The sequence below is a fragment of the Pseudomonas sp. 14P_5.3_Bac1 genome, assembly GCF_025466135.1.
GTDB lineage: Bacteria > Pseudomonadota > Gammaproteobacteria > Pseudomonadales > Pseudomonadaceae > Aquipseudomonas.
Genome location: NZ_JANLOF010000082.1, coordinates 159,793 through 172,021 on the forward strand (window position 1 = coordinate 159,793; position 12,229 = coordinate 172,021).

Genomic DNA, 12,229 nt, shown 5'->3' on the forward strand with positions numbered 1-12,229 from the left:
AGCACGGCCCCTCCCGTCAGGTATGCACCGCCTGACGGGAGGGCTGTAAACACCTAACCTGCTCCCTTATAAGAATCACGCGATGTCTTTGAAATAGTCGCTGTCCACTATCTTGTCTATTGAAAGTCCCTGTCCTGGCAGGTAATCGGTGCCGCTCGCGGCGGTGAATTTAATATCGCTGCTGCCCTTGGTAATGCTGCGCTCACCTGCAGTGGACGTGCGGGTGGTGTAAACCGTATTACGCATCGCCACGTACCCGCTCAAATCATTATTCATCTTTGTAAGACGGTCATTTATCTGGCCGGGCGTGAGGTTGAGTTTCTTTTCCAGGCGCACACCCCATCGCGTCAGGCAAGTTTCTGCAAAGTGACGAACAATCTCGCCGGGTTCGGCATACACCTTGGCACCCTGGTTTCCGTCGGGGGCAGCATTACCCACCAAGGTCGCGTGGCGCCCGGGCATTGGATAGATATGAACATGGGTACTTTTATCAAAGGTGGGCACGACACATGCGAAGCCGGAAGATCGCTCGTCCCTGGCGTAAAAACCGACGTACTCTTTGACGTTGCTGCCGAGCGTTACTCGACTGCTCTGGAAGTTCAAGAGTCCCGGAACCGGGTCGACAGCGAAGATATTGACCGGCACATTCTTCAAGACGCTGTCGTTGAGCATGGCGTTGGCCAGCATGTGGCAGCTGATCCCGCCGCGGCTCCAGCCGACCAGGTTGACGCGTGTGGGAATGATGCCGTCTTTTCGGAAGGTCTTGATGATCTGCTCTTGCAACTGCTGCTGCGTTACTTTGCGCGTACCGTAATCGTAAGTGCGCCAATACCAACTGCCGGTGACTTTGACGTCTTCAATCGGAATGCCGGCTTTCTGCAATTGGGTGTAGTTTTCCTCCGTCAGTTTTTCGCGCTGCCAGGTAAACGTGCCCTTCATGATGTTAACCGCGTGAGCCACGTTTTCTTCCCAGCCGGAGCCCAGGGCGGTGCCCTTTAACTGAAGATAATTGCCAGACTCGGAGAACATCTCATCGGCCTGCAAGTTGCCGCTGCCGGGGCCGTCGATAACAATCCATTCGGCAAACTCCTTACTGACGCTTTGAGTGTTTTGCGCCAGCGTGGAAATCAACTCACCGTTCCAATAACTTGCGTGAGTATCGTCAAACTTGGTTGAGCCAGTGCCGCAGAAAAAAACAGTGAAGGTTGTCATGAGCGATTACCCGTCCATTGGATAAAGGGGTGAACTCATAACAATGCAAAAGGCCGTGGCTGGCTACTGTGAGAACTGACAGGCAGTTAGATTGGTTTCGAATACTGAAAGGGATTTGGTCATCAAAAGCGGGTGGTGACGAGCCAAAAAAAAGCCCCTCCCAACAGGCTGATGCGCAACCTGATGGGAAGGGCTTGTAGAACACCTGTCATGCCCTGGCGCTATCGCCAGGGCATTTTTTGTTGCAGCAGGCTCAGGCCACGAACTGCTCCGCGTAGTGGCAAGCCACCTGGCGGTTGTCCAGCGGCCGCAACAACGGCTCCTCGCTGCTGCAACGCGCTGTCGCATACGGGCAGCGCTTGTGGAACGCGCAGCCCGATGGCGGGTTCAGCGGGTTGGGCAGTTCGCCGACGATCTTGATCTTCGGCTTGTTCGGGTCTGGGTGGATGGTCGGGGTGGCCGACAGCAGCGCCTGGGTGTACGGGTGCAGCGGGCGGGCGTAGATGTCTTCCTTGGGGCCCACTTCCACCGGGCGGCCGAGGTACATCACCATCACGTCGTCGGCAACGTGTTGCACCACTGCCAAGTTGTGGGAAATGAACACGTAGGCGGTGTTGAATTCCTGCTGCAGGTCCATGAACAGGTTAAGCACCTGGGCCTGGATCGACACGTCGAGTGCCGAGGTCGGTTCATCGGCCACCAGCACTTTGGGTTGCAGCATCATGGCTCGGGCCAGGGCAATACGCTGGCGCTGCCCACCGGAAAACATGTGCGGGTAGCGCTGATAATGCTCAGGGCGCAGGCCCACTTGCTTCATCATCGCCTGCACTTTCTCGCGGCGCTCGGCGGCGGACAGATTGGTGTTGATCAACAGCGGCTCGCCGAGTTGATCACCGACTTTCTGCCGTGGGTTCAGCGAGGCATACGGGCTCTGGAACACCATCTGCACGTCTTTGCGCAGTTGCTTGCGCTGGGCCTTGTCGGCACCGGCGACTTCCTGGCCGGCGATTTTCAACGAGCCCGACGACGGCTCTTCAATCAGCGTCAGCGCGCGGGCCAGGGTGGATTTGCCGCAACCCGACTCACCCACCACGGCGAGGGTCTTGCCGGCTTCCAGTTCAAACGACACACCATTAAGCGCGCGTACCAGCGCGTGGCCCTTGAACAGGCCACGGGAGACTTCGTAGTGACGGGTCAGGTCGCGGGCGGTAAGAACGACGGCCATTACGCCACCTCCTGGTTCAAGGGGTAGAAGCAGCGCGCGAGGCTGTTGGTTTTCGGGTCAAGGCCAGGCCGCTGGGCACGGCAGGATTCCTGCACGTACGGGCAGCGTGGCGACAGCAGGCAACCCTGCGGGCGGTCATAACGACCGGGCACGATGCCCGGCAGCGTGGCCAGGCGCGTGGCGCCCAGGCTGTGCTCGGGGATTGCCTTGAGCAGCGCTTCGCTGTACGGGTGCGCCGGGATGTCGAACAGTTGCGGCACCTGGCCGACTTCCACGGCTTGGCCGGCGTACATCACGCACACGCGCTGGGCGGTTTCGGCCACCACGGCCAGGTCGTGGGTGATCAGCACCAGGCCCATGTTCTGCTCTTTCTGCAGGGCCAGCAGCAGCTCCATGATCTGCGCCTGAATGGTTACGTCCAAGGCCGTGGTCGGTTCGTCAGCGATCAGCAGTTTCGGCTCGCCGGCAATCGCCATGGCGATTGCGACACGCTGGCTCATACCGCCGGACAGTTGGTGCGGGTAGGCATCCATACGGCTGGCGGCACCCGGGATTTCCACTTTTTCGAGCAGTTCGATCGCACGTTTGCGCGCTTGCTTGCCGGACATTTTCAGGTGCAGGCGCAGCACTTCTTCGATCTGGAAACCCACGGTGTAGCTGGGGTTCAGCGCGGTCATCGGGTCCTGGAACACCATCGCCAGGTCTTTGCCGACGATTTGGCGGCGCTGACGGTTGCTCAGCTTGAGCATGTCCTTGCCATCGAAGTTCAGGGCGTCGGCGGTGACGATGCCGGGGTGCTCGATCAGGCCCATCAGCGCCATCATGGTCACGGATTTACCCGAGCCCGACTCGCCAACGATCGCCAGTACTTCGCCTTTGTCGACGGAAATGTCGAGGCCATCGACCACCGGCACGGCGGTCGCGTCGCCGAAGCGTACGTTGAGATTCTTGATTTCTAACAGTGACATGGGAATCTCCTCAGGCGGCATTCTTGAGTTTCGGGTCCAGCGCATCGCGCAGGCCGTCACCCATCAAGTTGATTGCCAGCACGCTGAGCAAAATGGTCAAACCCGGCAAGCTCACGACCCACCAGGCGCGTTCGATGTAGTCGCGGGCCGAAGCCAGCATGGTGCCCCACTCAGGGGTTGGCGGTTGTACGCCAAGGCCAAGGAAGCCCAGGGCCGCGGCATCGAGAATCGCCGAAGAGAAGCTCAAGGTGGCCTGTACGATCAGCGGCGCCATGCAGTTGGGCAGCACGGTGATGAACATCAGGCGTGGCAGGCCGGCGCCGGCGAGGCGGGCGGCCGTCACGTAGTCGCGGTTCAGTTCGCCCATCACCGCAGCACGGGTCAGACGCACGTAAGAGGGCAGCGACACGATCGCAATGGCGATCACGGTGTTGATCAGGCCAGGGCCGAGGATCGCGACAATGGCCACCGCCAGCAGCAGCGACGGCAGGGCCAGCATGATGTCCATCAACCGCATGATGGTTGGGCCAAGCAGGCGCGGGAAGAACCCGGCGAACAGACCCAGCAGGATGCCCGGGATCAGCGACATCACGACCGACGACAAGCCGATCAGCAAGGACAGGCGCGAACCCTGGATCAGGCGCGAGAGCAGGTCACGGCCCAGTTCGTCGGTGCCGAGCAGGAACTGCATCTGCCCGCCTTCCAGCCAGGCTGGAGGGGTGAGCAGGAAGTCACGGTATTGCTCGCTCGGGTTATGCGGCGCAACCCAAGGGGCGAAGATCGCGCAAAACACCACCAGCAACATGAACAGCAGGCCGGCGACGGCGCCTTTGTTCTTGGAAAAGGCTTGCCAGAATTCTTTGTACGGGGACGGGTACAGCAGGCTTTGATCGACTGCTACCGCGGAAGTAGGTGTGGTCATGGTCATGATCTCAGCGCTGGTGACGGATGCGTGGGTTGGCGAAGCCGTAGAGGATATCCACCACGAAGTTCACCAGAATCACCAGGCAGGCGATTAACAGGATGCCGTTTTGCACCACGGGATAGTCCCGTGCGCCAATGGCTTCGATCAGCCATTTGCCGATGCCGGGCCACGAGAAGATGGTTTCGGTCAGAACCGCACCGGCCAGCAGAGTACCCACTTGCAGGCCGACCACGGTGAGTACCGGGATCAGCGCGTTACGCAGGCCGTGTACGAACACCACGCGCGCCGGCGACAGGCCTTTGGCCTTGGCGGTACGGATGTAGTCTTCACGCAGGACTTCGAGCATCGACGAACGGGTCATCCGCGCGATAACCGCCAGCGGGATGGTGCCGAGCACGATGGCCGGCAGGATCAAGTGGTGCAGGGCGTCGAAGAACGCGTCCGGCTCGTCAGCCAGCAGCGTGTCGATCAGCATGAAGCCGGTGCGCGGCTCGATGTCGTAAAGCAGGTCGATACGCCCGGAAACCGGGGTCCAGCCCAGGCTTACCGAGAAGAACATGATCAGGATCAGGCCCCACCAGAAGATCGGCATCGAATATCCCGCCAGGGAGATGCCCATCACCCCATGGTCGAACAGGGATCCTCGTTTCAAGGCCGCGATCACCCCGGCCAACAGGCCCAGGATACCGGCGAACAACAGGGCGGCCATGGACAGTTCCAGGGTCGCAGGGAAGAGGGCGGTGAATTCGGTCCACACGCTGGTGCGCGTGCGCAGGGACTCACCGAGGTCGCCGTGGGCGAGTTTGCCTACGTAGTCCAGGTATTGCGCGTACAGCGGCTTGTTAAGGCCGAGGCGTTCCATTGCCTGTGCGTGCATCTCGGGGTCGACTCGTCGTTCGCCCATCATGACTTCGACAGGGTCGCCGGGGATCATGCGAATCAACGCAAACGTCAGCAACGTGATGCCGAAAAACGTGGGGATCAATAACCCCAATCGGCGGGCAATAAAACTAAACATCTTGTTGTGTACCTCAATCAGCCGGTTAGGCAGGTTCGGCACCGTCAATGGCGACGGTGCCGAGCGTCTTCTCTTATTACTTCACCTGGGTGGTGGCGAAGTTATTGGTCGTCAGAGGGCTTTGGGTATAACCCTCGACGTTTTTGCGCATGGCGGTGAACATTTTCGGGTAAGCCATGGGAATCCATGGTTGGTCCTTCTCGAAAACGTCCAGTGCTTGTTCATAGAGTGCAGCGCGCTGGGCCGGTTCAGCGATAGCGCGTGCCTTGTCGATCAAGTCTTGAAACTCTTTGTTACACCAGCGGGCGTAGTTTTCGCCGTTTTTGGCTGCATCGCAACTCAGGTTTGGTGTGAGGAAGTTATCCGGGTCCCCGTTATCCCCCGCCCAACCGGCGGACACCATGTCGTGCTCACCGTTTTTGGCACGCTTGAGCATTTCGCCCCATTCCATGACCTTGATGTTCACTTTCAAGCCGATCTGCGCCAGATCCGCCTGCATGCGCTGGGCGCCGAGCATCGGGTTGGGGTTGGTCGGGCCGCCGCCGTTACGGGTGAACAGGGTGAACTCGGTGCCTTCGGGTACGCCGGCTTCCTTGAGCAGGGCGCGCGCCTTGTCCAGGTCACGCGGTGGGTTTTTCAGCTTGTCGCTAAAGCCCAGCAGGGTTGGCGGGTACGGGCCGGTGGCGTCGATTGCGTTGCCTTTGCCGTACAGGGACTCGTTGTAGCCTTTTTTGTCGAACGCGATGTTGATCGCGTGGCGCACGCGCGCGTCGCTCATGTACTTGTGGGTGGTGTTCAAGGCGGTGTAGCTGGTGGTCATCGCCGCCAGTTCCGCGACTTTCAGGTTGGGATCAGCCTTGGCGCTCGGCACATCATCGGGCTTGGGATACAGCGCGATCTGGCATTCGTTGGCCTTGAGCTTTTGCAGGCGCACGTTGCTGTCGGTAGTGATGGCCAGGATCAACGGGTCAGCCGGCGGCTTGCCACGGAAGTAGTCCGGGTTGGCCTTGAAGCGCACCTGGGCGTCTTTGGCGTAACGGTTGAAGATGAACGGGCCGGTGCCGATGGGCTTGGCGTTCAGGTCATCGGTCTTGCCGGACTTGAGCAACTGGTCGGCGTATTCGGCGGAGTGAATCGAGGAAAACGCCATGGCCAGGTCGGACAGGAAGGGTGCTTCAGGACGGGTCAGGGTGAAGACCACGGTGTGGTCGTCGGTCTTCTCTACGCTCTTGAGCAGTTCCTTGAAACCCATGCTTTCAAAGTACGGGTAGCCCACGTTGGACTTGTTGTGCCACGGGTGATTCGGGTCCAGCTGGCGCTGGAAGCTCCAAAGCACGTCGTCGGCATTCATGTTGCGCGTGGGTTTGAAGTAATCGGTGGTGTGGAACTTGATGTCGTCACGCAGGTGGAACGTGTAGGTCAGGCCATCGGCGCTGATTTCCGGCAAGTCTTTGGCCAGGGCAGGCACGACTTCGGTGGTGCCGGGCTTGAAGTCCACCAGGCGGTTGAACATGGTTTCTGCCGCGGCGTCAGCGGTGACGGCGGTGGTGTACAGGACCGGGTCAAAACCTTCCGGGCTGGCTTCGGTGCAGACCACCAACGGTTTGGCCGAAACGCCGATCGCAACGCTCAATAGCGCAGCGGCAATGGCAGCTTGTAACGGGAGCATTTTCATTCAGAGCCCTCTGCAATCGAGTGAACCAGACAAGCGTAGACGGCGGGCTCGTCCTGAGCCCGCCGTCTACCTGGCGCTAATTAAAGAATGTTGAACGGGATGGTGGTGACCAGGCGGAACTCACGCAGGTTGCCGTCAGCCTGGTTGGCGCTGGCACGGTGAGTCACGTAGGTACCACGAATGGTGGTGGCCTTGAGTGCGCCGCTTTGAATCGCGTAGGAAGTACCCACGCCGTATTCCTGGTGTTTCTCGCCGTCCTGGGTCTGGATACCGTTGTAAGCAAAGCCGGCACGGCCGCCGTCGCCGGTGTAGTGAGTGCCGTCGATGCCCCAGCCGCGAGCCGAGTAGATGTTGAACTTCAGGCCTGGCACGCCGTATTCGGCCATGTTGATGCCGTAAGCGATCTGGAACGATTTCTCGTTCGGACCGTTGAAGTCGGACGTCAGGGAGTTGGCCAGGTAGATACCGTTGGTTTCGTGCAGGTAGTCGAAGTACTCGTTACCGTTCACTTCCTGGTACGAGAAGGTCAGGCTGTGAGCCTGGTGAGTCAGGCCGAGCGACAGCGAGTAAGTGTCGTTGTCGATCTTGCCCATCAACTTTTTGCCTTCGTCGACGGTTTTGTAGTAGTTCAGGCCGGTGGTCAGGCTCAGTTGCTGGCTGTCACCCAGTTCATGGGTTGCGCCGAAGTAGTACTGGTTCCAGAAGTCTTTGACTTGAGCGCCGAAGAAGCTGGTTTTCAGGCTCTTGAACGGCTGGTAGTTCACACCCGCGGTGTAGACGTGATCCGCTTCCTGGCCATTGCCGTATTCGCTGCGGAATTTCGACAGGCTCTGTTCGGTACGTGGCGACACGCGGTCGAAGTAAGCGCCCTGGAACGACAGGTTGCTGAACTCTTCGCTGTTGAGGGCAAAACCTTCAAAGCTCGACGGCAGTGCACGGTTGCCGATGGTGTCGACGATGCCGCTGCTGAAGTTCTGGCGACCGGCGGTCAAGGTGGTGTTGGACACACGGAACTTGACGTTGGCCAGGCCCAGTTTGCTCCACTGGCCTACTGCATCGCCGTCGGAGTCGGCCAGGGTACGGTTGGAACCGCCCTTGATGTCACGCTTGCTCTGGTCGAGCGCGATGACGTTGTAACCCGCTACTTCGGTTGCTACCCCAACAGTGCCTTGGGTGAAGCCCGAGGAGTAGTTAAGGATGGTGCCTTGCAGCCAGTTGGTACGGTAGGCGTCGGTGCGAGCCTCGCCGTGCTTCTGGTAAGTGAACTTGCTACCACGGAAACGCTGCTCGTTGGAAAACCAGTTACGGGTGGTACCGCCCAGGCTTTGACCGTCGATAAAGCCTTTGGCCTCGCTTTGGGCGCTGGTGCCGGCCAATGTGGTAGGGACGAAGTCCTGGCTTTGGGTTTCAGCGAAGGCGGTTGCCGTGATGCTGCTGATGGCCAGGGCCAGAAGCGCTTTGCTGCTCAGTTTCATGGGTGAAGCTCCTTTGGTTCTCTTTTTAATGCCGGTCTTTTTAGGTGAACCGGCTATTGGGTGTGTAACTCGTTCAAGCCTTTGCAAACGTTTGCTGTAGGAAATTTCGCAACAAAAGGCTGCACGTTTGCCAGGGAGCCAACGTCGCTCCCTGCAATCCGGTTATTTTTTTATGGGTTGATACTGACGCCCGAGAACACGTTGCGGCCGAAGGGGCTGACTTTGAAACCTTCGACTTTGGCGCTTAACGGCTGGTTGACCGTCGAGTGGGCGACGGGCGTGATCGGCACCTGTGCTTTAAGCAGTTGCTGCGCCTGTTTGTACAGAACAGTCCTTTGTTCGCGGTCGGTGACGACCTTGGCTTGCTTGATCAGCTTGTCGTACGCCGGGTCACACCACATGGAGTAGTTGTTCCCGCCGATGGCGTCGCAGCTGTAAAGAGTGCCCAGCCAGTTGTCCGGGTCACCGTTGTCTCCGGTCCAGCCGATCAGGCTGACGTCGTGCTCACCGTTCTTGGTGCGCTTGATGTACTCGCCCCATTCGTAGCTGACGATCTTGACCTTGAGGCCGATCTTGGCCCAATCGCTTTGCAGCATCTCGGCCATCAGCTTGGCGTTGGGGTTGTACGGACGTTGCACCGGCATCGCCCACAGGGTGATCTCGGTGCCTTCCTTGACGCCGGCGGCCTTGAGCAATTCCTTGGCTTTTTCCGGGTTGTAGGCAGCGTCCTTGATGGTGTCGTCGTAGGACCACTGGGTCGGCGGCATGGCGTTGACCGCCAGTTGGCCGGCGCCCTGGTACACGGCGTTGAGGATGCTCTGCTTGTTCACCGCCATGTCCAGCGCCTGACGCACTTCGAGCTGGTCGAAGGGTTTGTGGCGCACGTTGTAGGCGATGTAACCCAGGTTGAAGCCGGGTTTGGTCAGCAGTTGCAGGTTCGGGTCGGCCTTGAGGGCGTCGACGTCGGCCGGGCGCGGGTGCAGCGTGATCTGGCATTCGCCGGCCTTGAGCTTCTGTACCCGCACCGACGCATCGGTGTTGATGGCGAAGATCAACTGGTCCAGCTTGACCCGGCTTGGGTCCCAGTACTGTTTGTTAGCCACGTAACGGATCTGCGAGTCTTTCTGATAACGCTGGAACACAAACGGGCCAGTGCCGATCGGCTTCTGGTTGATGTCGCTGGGCTTGCCTTCCTTGAGCAACTGCTCGGCGTACTCGGCCGACAGAATCGAGGCAAAGCTCATGGCGATGTTTTGAACGAACGCAGCGTCAACCGTATTCAAGGTCATCACCACGGTGTGCGGGTCGGTTTTCTCGACCTTGGCAATGTTCTTGTTCAGGCTCATCCCGTTGAAGTATGGAAACTCGGTGGGGTAGGCCTTGCGAAACGGGTGGTCGGGGTCAAGCATGCGGTTGAAGGTGAACAGCACGTCGTCGGCGTTGAAGTCGCGCGTCGGCTTGAATTCCTTGTTGCTGTGGAATTTCACCCCTTCACGCAAATGAAAGGTGTAGGTCAGGCCGTCTTCGGAAATATCCCACTTGGTTGCCAACCCAGGTACCACATTGGTCGCGCCTTTTTCGAACTCAACCAAGCGGTTGTACAGCGGCTCGGCCGCATCGTTGTCGGTGGCGGTGGTGTACTGCGCGGTGTCAAACCCGGCCGGGCTGCCTTCAGAGCAGAACACCAGGCTCTTTTTGTCGGCGGCTTGGCCCATCGTGGCCACAGCCAGCAGGCTGGTGCCAAAAATTGCGGATAGAACAGTGGTATGGCGCATGACGATCCCGATCCTTGTTTGTAGTTGTCATCAGCGAGCAATCACCCAGGCTCGAAGCCTGGGAGACATCACTGATCCCACACACGGCAGGTGCCTTTCCGATATGGGTGCCTCTGCTGTCGTACGACGGTATGGGCCGTGGACTTCGCAGTAAATGCGCCAAAACGGATTGACCTTGTAGGCAACAGACGCACCTATCGCAGTTCGTTGCCGTAGGACGGTAACGGTCGCAAAGGTGGTCTGATTCCTACGGTCCAGGCGGATGCAATAACGGCGACGTTATGAAACGTCGCCGTTATTAATCCTTACTTGCCGCTTACGCTTACGCCATAGAAGGAGTTCAAGCCAAACGGGCTGATCTTGAAGTCCTGCACGGTGTTGCGCATGGGTTGATACACCGTCGAGTGCGCGATAGGTGTGTAAGGCAATTCATGTTTCAGGAGTTGTTGCGCCTGCTTGTACAGTTCGGTGCGCTTGGCCACATCAGTGGTCGACTTGGCCTGACTGATCAGGTCGTCGTACTGCTTGTTGGTGAACTTGGAGAAGTTGTTACCGTTCAAGGCCGAGGAGGCAAAGAGGGTACCCAACCAGTTGTCCGGGTCACCATTGTCACCGCTCCAGCCGATGATCATCGCCTGGTTCTCGCCGCCTTTGGAGCGCTTGATGTACTCGCCCCATTCGTAGCTGACGATGTTGACCTTCAGACCGATCTGTTTCCAGTCGCTCTGCAGCATCTCAGCCATCAGCTTGGCGTTCGGGTTGTACGGACGCTGAACCGGCATGGCCCACAAGGTGATCTCGGTGCCTTCCTTGATACCGGCTTCCTTGAGCAGCTCCCTGGCTTTGGCAGGGTCGTACTTGGCGTCTTTGATGGTGGTGTCATACGACCATTGGGTCGGCGGCATGGCGTTGACGGCCAGTTGGCCTGCGCCCTGATACACGGAGTCGATGATCTGCTGCTTGTTGACCGACATGTCCAGCGCCTGGCGAACCCGCAGGTCTGCCAATGGGTTTGGCGTGGTCTGGCCCTTAAGCACAGGCATGACGTTGTAAGCGATATAACCCAGGTTGAAGCCCGCCTGGTGCGGCATCTTCATGTCCTTGTCCGCTTCCAGTGGCTTGATGTCCGCTGGGCGAGGATAGGCCGTGATCTGGCACTCGTTCTTCTTGAGTTTTTGAATGCGTACCGAGGCGTCAGTGGAGATCGAGAAGATCAGGTTATCAACCTTGACGTCTTCAGGCTTCCAGTAGTCCTTGTTGCCGGTAAAGCGGATGTTGGAGTCTTTCTGGTAGCTCTTGAAGACGAACGGCCCGGTGCCGATTGGCTTCTGGTTGATGTCGCTGGCTTTGCCTTCCTTCAACAGCTGGGCAGCGTATTCGGCCGACTGGATCGACGCGAAACTCATTGCCAGGTTCTGGATGAACGCTGCGTCCACGGTGCCAAGGGTGAACTTGACGGTATGGTCATCAACTTTTTCGATGTTCTTGATGTTCTTGTCCATCTCCATGTCCGAGAAGTACGGGAACTCGGTTGGATAGGCTTTGCGGAACGGATCGTCCTTGTTGATCATGCGATTGAACGTGAACAGCACGTCATCGGCATTGAATTCACGAGTCGGCTTGAAATACGGGGTGGTGTGGAACTTGACGCCTTCACGAAGGTGGAAGGTATACGTCAGGCCATCCGGGGAAACGTCCCAACTGGTGGCCAGGCCTGGAACAACGGCGGTGCCGCCACGTTCAAATTGGCTCAGGCGGTTGAACACGGTTTCGGCCGAGGCATCGAAGTCTGTTCCGGTGGTGTACTGGCCTGGGTCAAAACCGGCCGGGCTCCCTTCGGAGCAGAACACCAGGTTAGTCGCCGCTTGGGCGAAAGGGGCTGCGGCCATAAGGCCAGCGCTAACTAAAAGCGGAAGGACTGCGTGTTTAAGCATGTTGGCCTCATGATTTGTTGTC

At 58.7% G+C, this 12,229-nt stretch carries 9 protein-coding genes; all 9 read right to left on the reverse strand.

Annotation, left to right across the window (positions count from 1 at the left end; translation table 11 throughout):
* Positions 1 to 75 precede the first annotated feature (75 nt).
* The gene (locus NTD89_RS24390; protein WP_145165251.1) at positions 76 to 1,212 is read right to left on the reverse strand and encodes a hypothetical protein; all 1,137 of its coding nucleotides are present in this window, start codon (positions 1,210 to 1,212) and stop codon (positions 76 to 78) included.
* Positions 1,213 to 1,465: 253 nt separating this feature from the next.
* Positions 1,466 to 2,437 (reverse strand): peptide ABC transporter ATP-binding protein, encoded by a 972-nt coding sequence (locus tag NTD89_RS24395; RefSeq protein ID WP_106578631.1) that lies wholly within the window; start codon positions 2,435 to 2,437, stop codon positions 1,466 to 1,468.
* Positions 2,437 to 3,405 (reverse strand): ABC transporter ATP-binding protein, encoded by a 969-nt coding sequence (locus NTD89_RS24400; protein ID WP_145165249.1) that lies wholly within the window; start codon positions 3,403 to 3,405, stop codon positions 2,437 to 2,439. The genes NTD89_RS24395 and NTD89_RS24400 overlap by 1 nt, the downstream gene beginning before the upstream one ends.
* Before the next feature lie 10 nt (positions 3,406 to 3,415).
* Complete coding sequence (locus NTD89_RS24405; protein WP_145165247.1) at positions 3,416 to 4,327, reverse strand: ABC transporter permease subunit; 912 nt, start codon at positions 4,325 to 4,327, stop codon at positions 3,416 to 3,418.
* Between the two features lie 10 nt (positions 4,328 to 4,337).
* Positions 4,338 to 5,348 (reverse strand): ABC transporter permease subunit, encoded by a 1,011-nt coding sequence (locus NTD89_RS24410; protein WP_010565541.1) that lies wholly within the window; start codon positions 5,346 to 5,348, stop codon positions 4,338 to 4,340.
* 76 nt (positions 5,349 to 5,424) lie between these two features.
* Positions 5,425 to 7,023, reverse strand: a complete 1,599-nt coding sequence (locus NTD89_RS24415; protein ID WP_145165245.1) for an ABC transporter substrate-binding protein — start codon at positions 7,021 to 7,023, stop codon at positions 5,425 to 5,427.
* An 80-nt stretch (positions 7,024 to 7,103) separates the two neighbouring features.
* Positions 7,104 to 8,498 (reverse strand): OprD family porin, encoded by a 1,395-nt coding sequence (locus tag NTD89_RS24420; RefSeq protein WP_145165243.1) that lies wholly within the window; start codon positions 8,496 to 8,498, stop codon positions 7,104 to 7,106.
* 170 nt (positions 8,499 to 8,668) lie between these two features.
* Entirely contained in the window at positions 8,669 to 10,213 is a 1,545-nt protein-coding gene (locus tag NTD89_RS24425) for an ABC transporter substrate-binding protein (RefSeq protein ID WP_370004724.1), read from the reverse strand.
* 365 nt (positions 10,214 to 10,578) lie between these two features.
* The gene (locus NTD89_RS24430; RefSeq protein ID WP_262210123.1) at positions 10,579 to 12,207 is read right to left on the reverse strand and encodes an ABC transporter substrate-binding protein; all 1,629 of its coding nucleotides are present in this window, start codon (positions 12,205 to 12,207) and stop codon (positions 10,579 to 10,581) included.
* Positions 12,208 to 12,229 lie beyond the last annotated feature (22 nt).

What these genes read in the sequence shown, in the direction of transcription:
- NTD89_RS24415 (WP_145165245.1), bottom strand. Translation starts at nt 7,023, where the DNA reads ATGAAAATGCTCCCGTTACAAGCTGCCATTGCCGCTGCGCTATTGAGC.
- NTD89_RS24420 (WP_145165243.1), bottom strand. Translation starts at nt 8,498, where the DNA reads ATGAAACTGAGCAGCAAAGCGCTTCTGGCCCTGGCCATCAGCAGCATC.
- NTD89_RS24405 (WP_145165247.1), bottom strand. Translation starts at nt 4,327, where the DNA reads ATGACCACACCTACTTCCGCGGTAGCAGTCGATCAAAGCCTGCTGTAC.
- NTD89_RS24425 (WP_370004724.1), bottom strand. Translation starts at nt 10,213, where the DNA reads ATGGGCCAAGCCGCCGACAAAAAGAGCCTGGTGTTCTGCTCTGAAGGC.
- NTD89_RS24430 (WP_262210123.1), bottom strand. Translation starts at nt 12,207, where the DNA reads ATGCTTAAACACGCAGTCCTTCCGCTTTTAGTTAGCGCTGGCCTTATG.
- NTD89_RS24390 (WP_145165251.1), bottom strand. Translation starts at nt 1,212, where the DNA reads ATGACAACCTTCACTGTTTTTTTCTGCGGCACTGGCTCAACCAAGTTT.
- NTD89_RS24395 (WP_106578631.1), bottom strand. Translation starts at nt 2,437, where the DNA reads ATGGCCGTCGTTCTTACCGCCCGCGACCTGACCCGTCACTACGAAGTC.
- NTD89_RS24410 (WP_010565541.1), bottom strand. Translation starts at nt 5,348, where the DNA reads ATGTTTAGTTTTATTGCCCGCCGATTGGGGTTATTGATCCCCACGTTT.
- NTD89_RS24400 (WP_145165249.1), bottom strand. Translation starts at nt 3,405, where the DNA reads ATGTCACTGTTAGAAATCAAGAATCTCAACGTACGCTTCGGCGACGCG.